The sequence below is a fragment of the Thermobacillus xylanilyticus genome, assembly GCF_907165215.1.
Classification (GTDB): Bacteria; Bacillota; Bacilli; order Paenibacillales; family Paenibacillaceae; genus Thermobacillus; species Thermobacillus xylanilyticus.
The window spans coordinates 1-18040 of the sequence record NZ_CAJRAY010000062.1; the positions used below are offsets into that span (position 1 = coordinate 1).

Annotated in this window: 13 protein-coding genes and 1 tRNA gene; 4 read left to right on the forward strand and 10 right to left on the reverse strand. The window is 61.4% G+C overall.

Annotated elements, in window-relative coordinates:
• The 3 genes from rnr to KJQ12_RS12240 all read right to left on the reverse strand — a co-directional run.
• Positions 1–2268, reverse strand: a 2268-nt coding sequence (gene rnr, locus KJQ12_RS12230; protein WP_213484896.1) for a ribonuclease R, incomplete at its 3' end; no start/stop codon positions are given.
• A 187-nt stretch (positions 2269–2455) separates the two neighbouring features.
• Positions 2456–2689: a preprotein translocase subunit SecG gene (secG, locus tag KJQ12_RS12235; protein ID WP_213484897.1), complete on the reverse strand. Its 234-nt coding sequence runs from the start codon at positions 2687–2689 to the stop codon at positions 2456–2458.
• Positions 2690–2821: 132 nt separating this feature from the next.
• Entirely contained in the window at positions 2822–3589 is a 768-nt protein-coding gene (locus tag KJQ12_RS12240; protein ID WP_015256246.1) for a sugar phosphate isomerase/epimerase family protein, read from the reverse strand.
• 248 nt (positions 3590–3837) lie between these two features.
• Between KJQ12_RS12240 and KJQ12_RS12245 the strand changes: the two genes are divergently transcribed.
• A complete protein-coding gene (locus tag KJQ12_RS12245; protein ID WP_213484898.1) occupies positions 3838–4359 on the forward strand; it encodes a DinB family protein in 522 nt (173 codons plus the stop codon).
• A 71-nt stretch (positions 4360–4430) separates the two neighbouring features.
• On the opposite strand, the gene KJQ12_RS12250 is transcribed toward KJQ12_RS12245, so the two are convergent.
• Entirely contained in the window at positions 4431–8285 is a 3855-nt protein-coding gene (locus KJQ12_RS12250; protein WP_244860591.1) for an S-layer homology domain-containing protein, read from the reverse strand.
• A gap of 263 nt (positions 8286–8548) precedes the next feature.
• Here KJQ12_RS12250 and KJQ12_RS12255 point away from each other — a divergent pair, with 263 nt between their 5' ends.
• The gene (locus tag KJQ12_RS12255) at positions 8549–9424 is read left to right on the forward strand and encodes a helix-turn-helix domain-containing protein (RefSeq protein ID WP_213484900.1); all 876 of its coding nucleotides are present in this window, start codon (positions 8549–8551) and stop codon (positions 9422–9424) included.
• On the opposite strand, the gene eno is transcribed toward KJQ12_RS12255, so the two are convergent.
• The 6 genes from eno to KJQ12_RS12285 form a co-directional block, all read right to left on the reverse strand.
• Positions 9417–10709, reverse strand: a complete 1293-nt coding sequence (eno, locus tag KJQ12_RS12260; RefSeq protein WP_213484901.1) for a phosphopyruvate hydratase — start codon at positions 10707–10709, stop codon at positions 9417–9419. The two genes, KJQ12_RS12255 and eno, sit on opposite strands and share 8 nt — an antisense overlap.
• Positions 10710–10933: 224 nt before the next feature.
• Positions 10934–12472 (reverse strand): 2,3-bisphosphoglycerate-independent phosphoglycerate mutase, encoded by a 1539-nt coding sequence (gene gpmI / locus KJQ12_RS12265; RefSeq protein ID WP_213484902.1) that lies wholly within the window; start codon positions 12470–12472, stop codon positions 10934–10936.
• A gap of 1 nt (position 12473) precedes the next feature.
• Complete coding sequence (gene tpiA / locus KJQ12_RS12270; RefSeq protein ID WP_213484903.1) at positions 12474–13223, reverse strand: triose-phosphate isomerase; 750 nt, start codon at positions 13221–13223, stop codon at positions 12474–12476.
• A gap of 15 nt (positions 13224–13238) precedes the next feature.
• On the reverse strand, positions 13239–14429 hold the full coding sequence (locus tag KJQ12_RS12275; protein ID WP_015256251.1) for a phosphoglycerate kinase: 1191 nt from the start codon (positions 14427–14429) through the stop codon (positions 13239–13241).
• Between the two features lie 99 nt (positions 14430–14528).
• A complete protein-coding gene (gene gap / locus KJQ12_RS12280; protein ID WP_015256252.1) occupies positions 14529–15533 on the reverse strand; it encodes a type I glyceraldehyde-3-phosphate dehydrogenase in 1005 nt (334 codons plus the stop codon).
• A 123-nt stretch (positions 15534–15656) separates the two neighbouring features.
• A complete protein-coding gene (locus KJQ12_RS12285; protein ID WP_015256253.1) occupies positions 15657–16706 on the reverse strand; it encodes a sugar-binding transcriptional regulator in 1050 nt (349 codons plus the stop codon).
• Between the two features lie 472 nt (positions 16707–17178).
• Between KJQ12_RS12285 and KJQ12_RS12290 the strand changes: the two genes are divergently transcribed.
• Together KJQ12_RS12290 and clpP are read left to right on the forward strand one after the other, a co-directional pair.
• Positions 17179–17253, forward strand: a tRNA-Arg gene (locus tag KJQ12_RS12290).
• Positions 17254–17338: 85 nt separating this feature from the next.
• Positions 17339–17962 (forward strand): ATP-dependent Clp endopeptidase proteolytic subunit ClpP, encoded by a 624-nt coding sequence (gene clpP, locus KJQ12_RS12295; protein WP_269724222.1) that lies wholly within the window; start codon positions 17339–17341, stop codon positions 17960–17962.
• Positions 17963–18040: the final 78 nt, after the last annotated feature.

An 18040-nucleotide genomic window follows, 5' to 3' on the forward strand; every position in this document is an offset into this window, starting at 1 on the left:
GGCCGGTTCCGCGTCTCCGCCGCGCCCGCCTTTGCGGCCGCGCCCTCCGCGGCCGCCTTCCTCGCCGCGGCGTCTGCCGCGCTCCGCCTTGCGGCCGCCCTCGCTCCGGCGCGGCGCCGCCGCGCGCGGCTTCATGTCGACCATCGCGAAGTCGATCTGATGCTCCTCCATGTTGACGCGCTCGACGCGGACGCGCACCTCGTCGCCGATCCGGTAAATCTTCGACGTCCGCTCGCCGATCAGCGCCATGTGCTCCTCATGGAAATGATAATAGTCATCCGTCAGATCGCTGAGCCGGATCAGGCCTTCGACCGTATTCTCCAGCTCCACGAACATGCCGAAGCTCGTGACGCTGCTGATGATGCCGTCGAACTCCTCGCCGATCTTGTCGAGCATGAACTCGCATTTCTTGAGCTGCTCCGTGTCCCGCTCCGCCTCGACCGCGACGCGCTCGCGCTCGGACGACTGCCGGGCGATGTCCGGCAGCTTCGCCGCCAGCTCGTCGATCCGCTTCGCGGAGAGCGTCCCGCCGCTCGTCAGCACCTCGCGGATGATCCGGTGAATGACGAGGTCCGGATACCGCCGGATCGGCGACGTGAAGTGCGTATAGAACTCCGCCGCCAGCCCGAAGTGCCCGAGGCTGTCCGCCTCGTACCGCGCCTGCTTCATCGAGCGCAGCATCATCGTCGAGATGACCGTCTCTTCCTTCGTGCCGCGGATCTCCTCGAGCAGATCCTGCAGCGCGCGCGGATGCACCTTGTTCCCTTTGCCCTTCACGATATAGCCGAAGTTCGCCACGAACCGGACGAAGTTCAGCAGCTTCTCCGCATCCGGGTCTTCGTGAATCCGGTACAGGAACGGCACCTTCAGCCAGTAGAAATGCTCCGCCACCGTCTCGTTCGCCGCCAGCATGAACTCCTCGATGATCATCTCGGCGATCGAGCGCTCGCGCTTCACGATATCGACCGGCTTGCCGTTCTCGTCGACGATGATCTTCGACTCCTGGAAGTCGAAGTCGATGGCGCCGCGCTTCATCCGCTTGTCGCGCAGCTTCAGCGCCAGCTCTTCCATCAGCTTGAACATGTCAACCAGGCCGGCGTACCGTTCTTTCAGCTCGGGATCGTCGTCGACCAATATTTTGCGCACATTCGTGTACGTCATCCGCTCCGTCGTCCGAATGACGCTCGGGAAAATATCATGCCGCACCACCCGCATCGTCTCCGCTTCGAACTCCATTTCGCACGACAGCGTCAGCCGGTCGACCTGCGGGTTGAGCGAACAGATCCCGTTCGACAGCCGGTGCGGCAGCATCGGAATGACCCGGTCGACGAGATAGACGCTGGTGCCGCGGCGGTATGCCTCCTGGTCGAGCGCCGAATTTTCTTTGACATAGTACCCGACGTCCGCGATATGGACCCCGAGCAGATAGTTGCCGTTCGGCAGCCGCTCGACGCACACCGCGTCGTCCAGGTCCTTCGCGTCCTCGCCGTCGATCGTGACGATCGTCTTTGGTCTCAGATCGCGCCGTCCCTGGGCGGCGATCTCCTCCTCGGAGATCCGGTCCGGCACCGCCTCGGCCTCGGCCATCACCTCGTCCGGGAAGCTTTCCGGCAGCTGGTGCTTGCGGATGATCGACAGAATATCGACGCCGGGATCGTCCTTGTGGCCGAGAATCTCGATGATCTCGCCCGTCGCCGCCGAGCGCCCTTCGGGATACGTCACGATGCGGGCGACGACCTTCTGCCCCGTCACCGCGCCGTTGAACCCTTCCTGCGGGATGAACAGGTCGCGGTTGATCCTCTTGTCATCCGGGATGACGAAGCCGAACGATTCGTGATGCTCGAACGTGCCGACGATCTGCGTGATCGCCCGCTGCACGACGCGCACGACTTCGCCCTCCAGCCGGCCGCCCGAACTGCTCTTCGACGTCACGCGCGCCAGCACGATGTCGCCGTTCATCGCGCTTTTCAGATCGTTCGCGTGAATGTACACATCCGGATGATCCGGCTCATCCGGGATCAGGAACGCGAACCCTTTCGGATGCGCCTGCACCCGCCCGCGCAGCAGATTCATCCGCTCCGGCACGCCGTAGCGGTTGTTGCGGGTCCGGTAAATTTTACCTTCTTCTTCCAGTTCGTTCAGCAGCTTGAGGAACGTCTTGAATTCCTCCGCGCTCTCCAGCCCGAACGATTGCTCCAATTCCTGTACGGTCATCGGCTTGTACGCCAGTTCCCGCATGAAATCAAGCAGCTGCTCTTCCGTTACCAATTGCGGTTCACCTCATGTCTGGCCGGACCTCTATGAATCCGCCGTGCAGACTGTGATAGATTCCCATATCGCATATAGTATATACGAAAATCCATCCGCGCATCCGTCCGGCCGACACCGTAAGCCCCGGCTCCATTTCCCTGTGCTTAAACAAAAAAACGGGCAGTTTGCCCGTTTCCCTCGTCGCTTATTCCATGAAATATGCAACCGCCAGCGCCAGCAGGAAGAAACCGACCGCAAGGCCAACCGTGACGCGTTGCAGGAACAGATCCAGACCGCGCGCCTTCTGCTTGCCGAACAGATGCTCCGCGCCGCCCGTGATCGCCCCGGACAGCCCGGCGCTCTTCCCCTTCTGGAGCAGGACGACACCGATCAATCCGAGCGAGAAAATGATGAGCAAAATTTTGAAGAAGACTTCCACGCTTCCACCTCCCGAACAGAGGGTACGTAAACACAGTATTCGTATTGTACCATATCTCCCGGTTTGTTACAAGCATCGACACAAAAGAAAACAGGCCCGGCAGCTTCCCGCCGCGGGCCCGCACAACCCCCATCACAGCACGCCGTGCTTCTTGAAAAACTCGAGGCTGATCGCCGCGCTCTCGAACGGCGACGACTTGAACTGCTCCTGCTCGACGATGATCGTGTTCACGCCGGCCGCCAGCGCCGCCGGCAGCACCTGGTCGTACCCGACGCTGCCGTAGCCGATCTCCGTGTCCTCCCGGCCCTGCACGAAGTCCTTGAAATGCGCGATCGGCACGCGTCCCTTGTAGCGCTCCAGGTAATCCGCCGGTTTGTACCCGCCGACGTGCACCCAGCCGAGGTCGAACTCGGCGATGAGGCGGTCCGCCGGAATCCGCTCAAGCAGGTGGTCCATGATCGTCTTGCCGCCGACTTGCTTGAACTCGAAATCGTGGTTATGGTAGCCGTATTTCAGGCCGGCCGCCGTCACGAGCTGCGACGCCTTGTCGATCTTCTCGATGAACGATTCGAGATCCGCTTCCGTCGGCGTCTCCGGGAACGGCGCCCACGGCGTGATCACATATTCGAGGCCGAGTTCGAGCGCGTACTCGATCTGCTGCTTCAGATCCGATTCGAGCTTGTCCGGCTCCTGGAAATTGAGCGGGATATGCGCGGACGGCGCCTTCAGCCCGTTGTCGTCGAGCACCTTGCGCACTTCCTTCGCCGAATGGCCGAAGAAGCCCGCGAATTCGACCGCCTGATAGCCGATTTCGGCAACCTTCTTCAGCGTGCCGAGCAGATCATCCTTCGTCACGTCGCGGAACGTATACAGTTGAATGCCGATTACCGGTTTCGTCATGCCTGCCACCACCATTGACTAAAAATTGTTGCGAAGCGGCGCCTCCTGCCGGCCGATGCCGCCGCGCCGCTTCAAGCGCTTTCGCCCCCTATTATACCCCCTGGGCGGGCGGCGCGTATGTCCGTTTTTGGGGAAAACCTTTTGCGATTTTGGCGCATTCGGCGGACTTCGGACAGAACTTGTGCTTGACGGCGGAATCCTTTTCCTTCATATTCAAGCCAAAAAGGAATCGAAAGGAGGCACGCATCATGTTCGAACGACCGACCGCAAACGACTGCCCGCCCGCGCCGTGGAAATATGTTCAGCTCGTGCCGGAAGGCGATCTGCTGGAGATCTACGAGCGCCAGCGCGAAGAGACGAAGGCGCTCCTGTCCGGCCTGACGGACGAGCAGGCGGACTTCCGCTATGCCGAAGGCAAATGGTCGATCCGCCAGGTCGTCGGCCATTTCACGGACAACGAGCGCGTCTGGATGTACCGGCTGCTGCGCATCGCGCGGAACAACCCGCAGGAGCTGCCGGGGTACGATGAGCAGATATTTGCCCAATACGCGCCGCATGAGCGGATGCCGCTGGACGCCGTCATCGAGGAGTACGATGCCGTCCGCGCGGCGTCGCTGACGCTGCTCCGCCATCTGCCGGCGGAAGCGTGGCACCGCGCCGGCTCGTTCGCCGGCGGCCGGCTGACCGCCCTCGCCGCCGCCTGCGTCAGCATCGGCCACGAGATGCATCACATCCGAATCATCAAGGAACGATACCTCAGCCGTTTCTGACCCCGAATGGGATGATGCCGCATCCACAGCCAAGCCCGCCTCCGGGAACTTTCCCGCGGCGGGCTTGCTTGTCATGATTCAAACAGGATGTGGATGAAATTCATAATCAACTGCGCACCCTCCGCCCGCGTCAACCGGCCTTGCGGGTCGAAGCGATCCGGAGCTTTGCCGATCATGAGACCGAGCTCCCCGGCTTTCGCGACAGCATCCAGCGCCCACGGGCTGATCTGATCGGCATCCTCATACGCAGGCCGGGAAGCTGCCGGGATCTCGCCGAACCGTTGCTCATAAGCCCTTACGAACATCACGGCCGCTTGTTCACGGGTGATCGTCTCATCCGGACCGAAGAGCTCCCGGCTCTTGCCGCTCACTATCCCCGCTTCGAATGCGGCGGCAACGGCTTCCGCATACCATCTTCCCGCCTCCACGTCCTGGAAAGGCCCGTCGCCCGAAGCCTCAAGCTTGAGCGCCCTTGCGAGGATCGCGGCGAGCTGTGCCCGCGTCATCTCCTCCCGGGGCGAGAACGATCCGTCCGGCATCCCGTTCATCAGATGCTTGGCGCTTGCGGCGCGGATCGCCTTGTAAGCCCAGTGCGACGCTGCGACATCGCGGTACGAGCGTTCATATTCCAGCTTGACGTATCGCCCTGTCCGGTCAGCCTCCGCGGTCAGCACGCCGTCTCGCCATTCGCCGCCCGCATATGCCGGCCGGCCATCCTCCGTGACCCGGTAGATCCCGAGGAGATCCGGGTCGGCGTCGTCCGGTCCCGACGTGGACAGCACCACGGGAGCCGGGAGTGCGGCCCATTCCTCCGCCTCATCCCCCTTCAGCCGATAAACGGCGAATGCAAACGCCGGTCCGGCAGGACGAATGACGACCGAACCGCCCGATCCGAGATCGGCATCGGCTAATAGCGCCTCCATCTCCTCCTCCGGGACGGTGCTCAGGCGGATCTCGAACTGGAGATCATCCTGATCGTCCTGCACGCCGGCCCACGCCTTCAGACGCTCGCGGTCCAGCTCCAGACGCCAATCGCCGTATTGCAGGACGAGCGAATCGCCGCCCAATGCGCTGGCCAGCTTCCCGGGGATGCGAATCGTATTTTGTTCGGGGGGAAGTACCACGATGCGCTTGCCGTCCTCCGCTTCCGGCAGCCGGTCCGGATCGATGACCGTCGGCTGCAGGCCGCTGCTGCCGCCTCCCGGCAGATAACCGATGCCGCCTCCCGGCGGCAAACCCCCGCCGCTTGGCGGAACCTCGACCGTGAGATACTTCGGACCGGGCAGCAGATGGCCCTCGAGATCCTTGAGCCGGAACAGGATGAGATGGATCTCGTCCGCATTCGGATCCGGGTTTTCCAGCGCCAGCTTGAGCTGCCGGCCTTCCTCGTCCCAGGTCGTTGTCCATGCGGGCTGATCCATGCCGATGCCGAATTCCCGCGTATCGAGCGCGTCATCGAAGGTGATGACGATGGCCGCGGAACCCGAATCGCGGACAAACTCCGCCTTCTCGATCCCCACCTTGAAGTCGCTCGGTTTCGGCTGCGGAGCGTCGGGGCGGACGATCTCCCCGCCGTTCAACAGAGCCTGCTTCTCTGCCAGGTTGTCGGGAATTTCGGGCCATACCGCGGCCGGTCCGTTGTTGAACCGCTCCACATTCCAGCTGATCGGCTGCGTGAACAAGCTTGCCCCTTCTTTCCCGTTGTTGAGCGCGGAAGCGTAGATGTTGCCGAACGACAGTTCGAACGTGAAGCCTTGTATCGGCACAAATTTCAGACTGCGGATATGGAACGTCTTCGACGCATCCCAGCCTTCACCGGCGATCCGCGCGAACAGCTTGTCGTGGAACTGAATCCCGTATTCCAGCAGCGTCGTTTCTTCTTCTTTGAAACGCTCCGGCGTGAAGCTCAAGGTAACCGGCTTCCCGTCCACCAGGATGACCGGCGGATCCTGCTTGTCGTTCGCCAGCCGGCTCGAGAAGCCGATCAGCCGGTTCTCCTCGCCCTCATCGCCTTTGGAAGTCGCATGCCGCAGGGCGTCCGCCAGGCTGACCGCGGAGAAGAACACGCTTTTGTTCGCCTTCTCGTCTCCCGCGGTTCTGAGCTCGTATCGCCCATACGGCGTCTCGTCCCCTGTCAGCCGGAAGACGAAGGTGCCCTCTCCTTCGGAGACGCCGTGGATCTGCCGCTTGTCCGGCAAGACCAGCACAACCGACGGCGCGTCCGAATGCGCTTCGATCACCGCGGGATGGCCGGCCAGGATGGTCTCCTGCCGGGTCCACAGCGTATATTTGCCCGGATGCGACCAGGGCAGATACGAGCTGTTGATATCGAAGGGATGCGAAGTCATCGCGCTCACATTCGCATAATCGCGGGCAGGGTAGGAGATGTTCCCCAGCGTGTCTTCACCGGTCGGGAACAGATCTTGCAGGTGGAGCGTCTGGTCTTCCGGTCCTTGCTTGAATTCCCGGTCCATGATCGCGATCATGAACGGCACATCCCGGTTATAGAATTGATGATCGCTTTGCCGCGCCCGGATCGCGATATTGTAGCGCTCCCTGTCATTGGCGCCGACGAACTCGTACACCTCGGCCGCGGCCTGGATCGCCGCGACCGCCCCTTCGTTCCCCAGCCAGTGCGCGTCGATGCCGGTCGTGGCGAAGAACGGCCGGGGCGCGACCAGCGCGATGATATCGCTCGAGTCGAACGGGAGGCGATTGTCCTTGTTGACGAAATGCCCGGCCGTCTCCGGGAACCAGCTGGTGCCGCCGCCGTAGGAGACCGTCGGAATCTCGGTCTTGCCGTAGACGCGGTCGGCCTTCGGATAGACGTTGAAGTTGAAGATCTTGCCCTCCACCTTGTACCGGTAGCTTTGGATGCCGGACCCGCCCGGTTCGCTTGCTACCACAATGCCGATCCTGTCGTCAAAGGCGGCGGCGAAGATCGCGGATTTGCCGTAACGGGAATGCCCGGTGACCAGCGTCCTGGCCGGATCGATTCCCAGTTCCGCGCCCCAGGTCGATTCCGGATCATACGCCGTCGGTCTTTCCAGGGCCGTGATGATCTGGCTGACCGCCCAGCCCCACGCCATCAACGCTCCGGAAGCGTATTCATATTTATCTTTATTGTAAGGATACAGCCGGGTATAGACCCCGTCGCGGTTGGGTGTCGAGGATTGACTGTCGGCATAGATATCCGTCGGGTTAAACCGGACATAGCCGTAGCCTTGCTGATTCAGCACCTGAACCTGCGCGGCGGAGAGGGTCCGCCCGATATCCATCACAACGGGCACGGCAGCGTTCGGATCTCCCCAGGCTTGCCGTCTCTGATCGTGGTCGGGAAGATCCAGGTAGATCCTGAACTTCTCCTGAACCTTCGTCTCCTCGCGTCGGATATTCACATAATAATACGTGGCCGGCCGCTCAAGCCCCGGAGGCTCCGTGATCGGTCCCGTATGATCCACCAGTCTCGCATAAGCGGTCGTTCCGAAGGACGTATAAGGAACGGCATATCCCGCATTCCACAGTTCGATTGCCAGATCCTCCGCTTCCTCTTCGTTGCGCGCCGGACCCGCGCTCGCGATGACATCGCCCGGCCCGTTGTTCTTAATCTCCCGGACCTCGACCGTTTCCGTCAACAGCCGTTCGGCAAGCTTCCGGAATTCTTCGCCGAGATTGTAGCGGGTGGCCGTGAAGTAAGGCGGCCAATCGAATCCCAGGACAATGTCATTCGGCTCAACGGTGTGATAGGTCGCGCCGGTCACGCTCTCCCCGGGCGTTTCCCAGCGATAGCCGAGCCAGTAACGTTGAACCAGATCGCGGATTTCTGCTCTGCGGTGTTCCCATTCCCGCGGCGTGGTCACCAGCCCGTCTCCGTCCGGATCATTGCGTTTGTCGAAAAATTGAAAAGGATTCGGGATGGTATCCATTTCCGGCAATTGATCTACTCCTTTGTAACCTTGCCATATTTCATCGGCCGATGCTAGTATAGAGCTCGGAAACAGCGAGCAGAACACAAGAAAAGCGCAGATCCATGACAGCTTTTTTGAAAGCGGATTCATCCCTTCCTCTGCCTCCTTGTTTGATTTGCAGCTGCTTGGATCATTATGAAATCTTCCGATCAGGGGAACAATGGCAATTTTCTGAATGGTTTGTACATTTCGCTTATTTTTGCGGGGAGGACGTGAGATGGATGAGCAGCGTAAACTTTGATGCGATGTTTCCGGACATCCAATATTTCGTCTACCGGAAATGCACCAAAGACTGGCGCATTGCGGAATCCCGCATCTGCTTCATCGATCTGACGTATGTCCTGGACGGGGAAGCGACCTACTATGTGAATGGCGACGCCTACCGGGTGAAGCAAGGGGATTTCATCTGCATTCCCAAGGGGAGTCTGCGGAAAGCCCATATCCATAGCGCCAACCCGATGACGGCCTATGCGGTCAATCTGACGATTCATGAGTTTGCGAGCCAACGGGAGGTGGCATTGCCTTTCCCCGTTCTCAGTCATATCGGCTATCACAGCGAATTGGAGCACCTGTTCCGCAAACTCAATGACGAATGGACGAACAAGGCGGACGGCTTCCAGTTCAAGGTGCGCGGGCTGATGCTGTGGATCTTGTCCGATCTGTTCCGGATGCTCGTGTACGAGCATCATGCGATGAACTGGCATCCGGCCGTCCAGAGAACGATGCAGTACATCCAGCTGCACTATCACCAACCGGTGAAGGCGGCCCAGATCGCGCACAGCGTCGGACTGAACGCTTCCTATCTGAGCGGACTGTTCAAGAAATGCATCGGGCAGACGTTGTACAGCTACATCAACCATTACCGGGTGAACCAGGCCGAAAATTTGCTGCTCAGCGGGGAGTTCTCCGTGACGGAAGCCGCGGAATTGTGCGGTTTCAAAGACGTCTACCATTTCAGCAAATTGTTCAAGAAAATCAAAGGTTATCCGCCGTCCCGGGTCAAACAAACGCCAAGCCCGCCTGCAGAGCTGCCCTCTGCGGCGGGCTTGATGGATGCCGGGCGGCGATCCGTCACCCGGACGCGTCTTCTTACTTGAAGTTCTTCAGGTTGTAGAACGCCGACTTGCCGGCATAGATCGCGGTGGCGCCGAGCTGATCCTCGATGCGGAGCAGCTGGTTGTACTTCGCGACGCGGTCCGTGCGGGACGGTGCGCCCGTCTTGATCTGACCGGCGTTCGTCGCAACCGCGATGTCCGCGATCGTGCTGTCTTCGCTCTCGCCGGAACGGTGCGAGATGACCGCCGTGTAGCTTGCGCGCTTCGCCATCTCGATCGCGTCGAACGTCTCGGTGAGCGAGCCGATCTGGTTCACCTTGACGAGGATCGAGTTGCCGACGCCCTTCTCGATGCCTTGCGACAGGCGGGCGGTGTTCGTCACGAACAGGTCGTCGCCGACGAGCTGCACGCGGCCGCCGAGACGATCCGTCAGCAGCTTCCAGCCGTCCCAGTCGTCCTCGGAGCAGCCGTCTTCGATCGTGATGATCGGGTATTTGCTCACCCAGGACTCGAGCAGGTCGACGAACTCCGCGGACGTGAACGACTTGCCTTCGCCTTCGAGGTGATACTTGCCGTCCTTGAAGAACTCGGTGGATGCGATGTCCATGCCGAGGTACACGTCAACGCCCGGCTTGTAGCCTGCGCGCTCGATCGCGGCGATGATCGTCTCCAGCGCCTCTTCGTTCGAGCCGAGGTTCGGCGCGAAGCCGCCTTCGTCGCCGACAGCCGTGTTCAGGCCTTTCTCCTTCAGCACGGCCTTCAGGTTGTGGAACACTTCGGCGCCGATGCGCAGCGCTTCGCGGAAGCTGGACGCGCCGACCGGCAGCACCATGAACTCCTGCACGTCGACGTTGTTGTCGGCATGCGCGCCGCCGTTCAGAATGTTCATCATCGGCACCGGCAGCGTCTTCGCGTTGAAACCGCCGAGGTACGTGTACAGCGGCACGTTCAGCGCGTCGGCAGCGGCGCGGGCGACGGCCATCGACACGGCGAGAATCGCGTTCGCGCCGAGCTTGCCCTTGTTCGGCGTGCCGTCGAGCTCGATCATCTTCCGGTCGATCGCCACTTGATCGAGCGCGTCGAGGCCGATGATCTCCGGCGCGATGATCGTGTTCACGTTCTCGACCGCTTTCAGGACGCCTTTGCCCAGGTAACGGCTCTTGTCGCCGTCGCGCAGCTCGACCGCTTCATAAGCGCCGGTTGACGCGCCGGACGGCACGATGGCGCGGCCTTTGCCGCCGGATTCGAGGGCGATTTCCACTTCAACGGTCGGATTCCCGCGGGAATCGAGCACTTCGCGTGCATAGACATCGGTAATCATCGTCATGGAACTGCAGCACTCCTTCTGGCTTGAAAATAAACTTCCGAACTTCCACTTCCAACGTCCCGTGCGGCCGCCGCACAGGCTCGTCCCTGACATGCGGCGGGCCGTCCGGGCAGCCGTCTGGCTCCCCGAACGGCCGCAGCTGTCAGCACCCTGTTTAGCCGCATCTTTCCCTATTCGACATCCGGCCAACCCTTCCTGCCGTTTTCAGGCGGTACGGGCGGTCTTTATTTGCGGATCAGCGACTTGCCGGTCATCTCCGCGGGCTGCGGCAGCTCCAGCAGTTCGAGCATCGTCGGCGCGATGTCGGCCAGAATGCCGTCGTCGCGCAGCGCAAGCCCCTGCTTCGTCACGATGAACGGCACCGGGTTCGTCGTGTGCGCCGTATGCGGGCGGCCGTTCTCGTCGATGATGACGTCCGCGTTGCCGTGGTCGGCCGTGATGATGCAGACGCCGCCTTGCTTCAGCACCGCTTCGACGACGCGGCCGAGGCATTCGTCCGTCGCCTCGACGGCCTTGATCGTCGGTTCGAGCATGCCCGAATGGCCGACCATGTCCGGGTTCGCGAAGTTCAGGATGATCGCGTCATGGACGCCCGATTCGATCTCGGCGACCGCCGCGTCGGCCACTTCGTAGGCGCTCATTTCCGGCTTCAGGTCGTACGTGGCAACCTTCGGCGACGGGATGAGCACCCGTTTCTCGCCCGGAAGCTCGATGTCGCGTCCGCCGCTGAAGAAGAACGTCACGTGCGGATACTTCTCGGTCTCGGCGATGCGCAGCTGCTTCTTCCCGTGCTGGACGAGCACTTCGCCGAGCGTGTTGTCGAGGCTCTTCGGCGCGTAGGCGACATAGCCGCCCACCGTCTCGCTGAACAGCGTCATGCAGACGAAATGGAGGTTCCTCGGGAACTTCTCGCCCCGGTCGAAGCCGCGGAAATCGTCGTTCGTGAACACCTGCGAGAGCTGGATGGCCCGGTCCGGACGGAAGTTGAAGAAAATGACCGCATCTTCCGATTCCACCAGCCCGACCGGCTCCCCGGCGTCATCGATGATGACCGTCGGCACGACGAACTCGTCCAGAACGGACTGCTCGTACGAATCGACGAGCGCCTGGATTGGATCGCGGTACTTCGGACCTTCGCCGTACACCATTGCGCGGTACGACTTCTCCACGCGGTCCCACCGCTTGTCGCGGTCCATCGCGTAGTAGCGGCCCTGCACCGTCGCGATCTTGCCGACGCCGAGCTCCGCGATCTTCGCCTGCAGCGCCTCGATATAGCGCTTCGCGCTGTCCGGCGCCACGTCCCGGCCGTCCAGGAACGCGTGGACGTACACTTCGGCGAGGCCCTCGCGCTTCGCCAGCTCGAGCAGCGCGAACAGGTGATCGATGTGGCTGTGCACGCCGCCGTCGGACAAGAGGCCGTACAGATGCAGCTTCCTGCCCTTCTCCTTCGCGTGGCGGACGGCGCCGAGCAGCGTCTCGTTCCGGAAGAACTCGCCTTCGCGGATCGACTTCGAGATCCGCGTCAGATCCTGATAGACGATCCGGCCGGCGCCGATGTTCAGATGGCCGACCTCGGAGTTGCCCATCTGCCCGTCGGGCAGGCCGACCGCTTCGCCGAAGGCGGTCAGCGTCGTATGCGGATACGCCGCCCAGTACTTGTCGAAGTTCGGCTTCTTCGCCTGCGCGACCGCGTTGCCTTTCGTCTCTTCGCGGAGCGCGAAGCCGTCCAGGATGATCAGGGCGACAGGTTTCGGCGCCGCCATGTCAGACCGCCCCCTCGATCAGCTTGATGTAGGAGGCCGGTTCGAGGCTGGCGCCGCCGACCAGCGCGCCGTCGATGTTCGGCCGGCTCAGGAACTCCCGGATGTTGTCGGGCTTCACGCTTCCGCCGTATTGGATGCGGATCTTGTCCGCAGCTTCGCCGAACAGGCCGCGCACGACGCCGCGGATGTAGGCGATGACGTCTTCCGCGTCGTCCGCCGTCGACGACTTGCCGGTGCCGATCGCCCAGATCGGCTCGTAGGCGATGACCGCCTGCGCCGCCTGCTCCGCGGTGAGGCCTTTGAGCGCGGCTTCCGTCTGCGTCTTGCAGACGTCCTTCGTCTTGCCCGCCTCGCGCTCTTCCAGCTTCTCGCCGACGCAGATGATCGGCGTCAGGCCGTGCTTGAACGCGGCGTGCACTTTCTTGTTCACGATCTCGTCCGTCTCCGCGAAGTACGCCCGGCGTTCGGAGTGGCCGAGGATGACGTATTTCACGCCGAGCTCTTTCAGCATCGGTCCGCTGATTTCGCCCGTGAACGCGCCGCTGTCTTCAAAGTGCATGTTCTGCGCGCCGATCGCGATCGTCGTGCCGGCGGCCGCCTTGACGAGCGCGGGCAGGTTCGTGAACGGCGCGCAGATGACGCTCTCCACGCCCGGCCGTTCCGCCTTGCCCTTCACTTCCGCGAAGAACGCTTCGGCCTCGGAGACTGTTTTGAACATTTTCCAGTTGCCTGCGATGATCGGTGTCCGCATGTTCCAGCCTCCCTCTTACTTGTCGTTCAACGCTTCGACGCCCGGCAGTTTCTTGCCTTCCATGAATTCGAGCGACGCGCCGCCGCCGGTCGAGATGTGGTCCATCTTGTCCTTGAGGCCAAACTTCTCGACCGCTGCCGCGGAGTCGCCGCCGCCGATGACCGTATAGGCGCTCGTGGCCGCGCACGCTTCGGCGATCGCCCGCGTGCCGTGCGAGAACGGCTCGATCTCGAACACGCCCATCGGTCCGTTCCAGACGACCAGCTTCGAGTTCTTGATGATGTCCGCGTAGATCTCGCGCGTCTTCGGCCCGATGTCGATGCCTTCATGATCGGCCGGGATGCCTTCGTTCATGATGTCGACGACCTTCGTCTTTGCGTTGGCGCTGAATTCATCGGTGATGACGATGTCGACCGGCAGGCGGAAGTTCTTGCCGAGCTCCTTCGCCTTCTGCATGAAGCCGAGCACCGCGTCCAGCTTGCTCTCGTCAAGCAGCGATTTGCCGATCTCGACGCCCTGCGCCTTGAAGAACGTGTACGACAGGCCGCCGCCGATGATGATGTTGTCCGCGATCTCGATCATTTTGTTGATGACGTCGATCTTGTCCTTCACCTTCGAGCCGCCGATGATGGCCGTGAACGGACGGTCCGGGTTGTTCAGCGCTTTGCCGAGCACCTCGAGTTCCTTCTCCATCAGCAGGCCGGACACGGCGGGCAGATGGTGCGCGATGCCTTCCGTGGACGCATGGGCGCGGTGCGCGGCGCCGAACGCGTCGTTCACGTACAGGTCGGCCAGCTCGGCGAGCGCCTTCGCCAGCTCCGGATCGTTCTTCTCTTCGCCCGGATGGAAGCGGACGTTCTCCAGCAGCAGGATGTCGCCGTCCTTCATCCCGGCGATTTGCGCTTTCACCGATTCGCCGATCAGTTCGTCGGCCTTCGCGACCGGCTTGCCGCCGAGCAGTTCGGACAGCCGCTTCGCCTGCAGGTTGAGGCGCAGTTCTTCGACGACTTGTCCCTTCGGACGGCCCATGTGGCTCGCCAGAATCACTTTCGCGCCGCGCTCGACCAGGTACTTGATCGTCGGCAGCGTCTCCACGATCCGGGTATCGTCCGTGATTGCTCCGTTCTCGACCGGCACGTTGAAATCGACGCGCACGAATACGCGTTTGCCGGCGACGTCTACATCTCTGACGCTCTTTTTGCTCATGAAGGCTCCTCCTCGTAATTGCCCCGCGGGGCGTCTCCTATACGCGCGCCAAGAGGAGACAGCGGTTGCTGCTCCTCTTGAACCGACGGATTCCGTATATTACAGCCCTTTGCTGGCGATGTAGGCAGCCAGGTCTACGACGCGGTTCGAGTAACCCCATTCGTTGTCGTACCAGGAGACGACTTTGACCATGTTGCCTTCGACGACCATCGTGGACAGGGCGTCGATGATCGAGGAATGCGGGTTGCCTTTGTAGTCCGACGAAACGAGCGGCTCTTCGGAGTATGCGAGAATGCCTTTCAGCGGACCTTCGGCAGCTTCCTTCAGCGCCGCGTTCACTTCTTCGACCGTGACATTGACCTTCAGTTCGGCAACGAGGTCCGTAACGGAGACGTTCGGCGTCGGCACGCGCATCGCCATGCCGTTCAGCTTGCCTTTCAGCTCCGGCAGCACGAGCGCGACGGCTTTCGCGGCGCCCGTCGTGGACGGGATGATGTTCTCCGCAGCGGCGCGCGCACGGCGCAGGTCCTTGTGCGGCAGGTCAAGCACTTGCTGGTCGTTCGTGTAGGAGTGAACCGTCGTCATCATGCCTTTGACGATGCCGAACTTCTCGTTCAGCACTTTCGCGAACGGCGCGAGACAGTTCGTCGTGCAGGATGCGTTGGAGATGATCGTGTGCGCCTTCGGATCGTATTTGTCCTCGTTGACGCCCATGACGATCGTGATGTCTTCGTTCGTCGCCGGCGCGGAGATGATGACTTTCTTCGCGCCGCCTTTCAGGTGAGCTTCGGCTTTTTCCTTCGCGGTGAAGATGCCCGTCGATTCCACGACGATTTCAACGCCGTACTGAGCCCACGGCAGCGCGCCGGGATCGCGTTCGGAGAAGACCTTGATCTCCTTGCCGTTGACGACGATTGCGCCTTCCTTCGCTTCGACGGTTGCGTTCAGCGTGCCGTGCGTCGTGTCATACTTCAGCAGATGCGCCAGCGTCTTCGTGTCCGTCAGGTCGTTGATCGCGACGACTTCCACGTTCGGGTTGTTCAGCGCTGCGCGGAACACGTTGCGTCCGATGCGGCCAAAACCGTTGATGCCTACTTTCACCATGGTTACATCCTCCTTGTAATCATGCTTATATCGCAAGACGCTGCGCTCGCCCGCGGGGGCGGCGCCCTGCGTCAGGATAACCTTGCAACCTTGTGTGCCTTGTCGGGGAGATTCAGAAGCCAATCAGCCGTCCGCCTGCTGTCGTTCCTGCCGGATGATCGCTTCCAGCCGCCGGGCCGCGCCCTCATCCGTCACGAGCACGTCGTCCTGGCCGTACCGCAGCACCGCGGCGATCGCTTCGCCTTTGCTGCTGCCGCCCGCCACGGCGATGACATGCTCGGCCTTCTCGAGGTCATCGAGTCTGAGGCCGACGGTCGACATGCGGTGAATGACGGTTCCGCTCTTGTCGAAATAGTAGCCGAGCGCTTCCGCCAGCGCGCCTTCCGCGCGCATCGCATCCATCGTCCGCGTATCCATCTTGCGCCGGCGCGCCATGACCATAGCGTCTCCGATCCCGTGTACCACAATGCGGGATTTGCGGATGACTTCTACCATTTCCCGCACGTTCGGCTCAAGCATGAGCGATTGATACGCGTCCTCGCTGAGATGGTCCGGCACGTGCAGCAGCCGGTACGCGGCGCCGGTGCGCTTCGCCAGCGTCGAGGCGATCGTGTTCGCCTGGTAGTCCATGCTCTCGCCGAAGCCGCCCCGGGCCGGCACGAACAGCACGCCTTTCAGCGGCTGATCCACCGTGATCGTCTCGGCAAGCGCCGCCAGCGTCGTGCCGCCGGTCACGGCGACCACGTCGCCGCCCTGAAGCGACCGGATCAGCACCCGCCCGGCCGCCCGGCCGAGCTCCCGCTTCGTCTCCCGCGCCTCATCCGCATCACCCGGCACGACAATGACTTCCCGGAGCCGGAAATGATCGCGGATCAGCCGTTCGAGCTCCGACAGGCCGGACAGTTCGCTCATGAACGGCGCCAGCGACTCCACCAGCCGCCGGCCGGCGTCGGTGATGCGCATGCCCGCAGCGTTCGCCTCGAGCAGACCCTGCGCTTTCAGGAAATCGGCTTCCGCCCGGAGCGTCCGCTCCGTCATGGACAAGGCAGCCGCCAGTGCGCGGCGGCCGATGGATTCCGACTTCATCACCTGACTCAGAATGACATAGCGCTTCGCCATGACTTCAAGCAGATCCGGAACAAGGCGCTGCTGCAACTCAATCCACTCGCGCATCGCGCACCTCACTCCATCCAATTGGACGTATTCTGTCCCGGATGAACATTCTAAGTCCCGCTTTCATTGTAACCAACTTTTTCACGATGCGCAAGGGCGATCGAAATCTACGGCCGACGGTTTTGCCAACGACCATTATTAACGGCACGGGGTGCCGTTAATCCGAGTCCATACCCGGTCCGGGACCCATTAACGGCATTTGTTTGCCGTTAGCGCAGCCCGAACCTCCGCTTCAGCATGTCCGCCAGTCCGCTAACGGAACCACGGTCCGTTAACGCCCCACGCAGGCGCACCACCAATCGCCTCTAACGGAACCAGGTTCCGTTAATCGCCCGGCCGGATCGCCGCAAATCCGCCGCAGCTCCGCCGTCCGCCGCATTTCCATCCGTTACCCGCAACTTTTTTTCGCCGCACACTTGCTTTTTCATCCCGTGTATCCTATAATGATTTTCGCTGTTATCGTTGACCACATGCGCCCGTGGTCCAATGGATATGACGCAGGCCTCCGGAGCCTGAGATCTAGGTTCGATTCCTGGCGGGCGCGCCATACAACGCAGCAAGCGGCTTTCACCAATCGGGCAGAGCCGCTTTTTTGCACCGCTTGTTTGACCTTTTTTGACTTTTGTCGATCGATCGAGTATCATAATGGGCAGAAGGAGGATTCCGACATGGACATGAATTTCGTTCCGATGGTGATCGAGCAGAGCAGCCGCGGCGAGCGCGCCTACGACATTTACTCCCGCCTGCTCAAGGACCGCATCATCTTTCTCGGCACCCCGATCAACGATGTCGTCGCCAACTCGGTGATCGCCCAAATGCTGTTCCTGGCCGCCGACGATCCGGAGAAAGACATCCATCTGTACATCAACAGCCCGGGCGGTTCCATCACGTCCGGCATGGCAATCTACGACACGATGCAGTACATCAAGCCGGACGTCTCGACGATCTGCGTCGGCATGGCGGCTTCGATGGGCGCGTTCCTGCTGGCGGCGGGCGCTCCGGGCAAGCGTTATGCCCTGCCGAACAGCGAAGTGATGATTCACCAGCCGCTCGGCGGAGCAGAAGGACAAGCAAGCGACATCGAAATTCGTGCCCGCCGGATTCTGAAGATGCGCGACAAGCTGAACAAGATTCTCTCCGAACGGACCGGCCAGCCGCTGGAGCGGATCGAGAAAGACACGGACCGCGACTACTTCATGAGCGCCGAGGAAGCGAAAAATTACGGTCTTGTTGACAAAGTCATCGAGCGCATATAATTCGCGCATTGCATGAAATAGAGCGTTTTGCAATAATCCAAGGCCTTGATTTGTAAGGATTTTCGGACATAAAAAAGG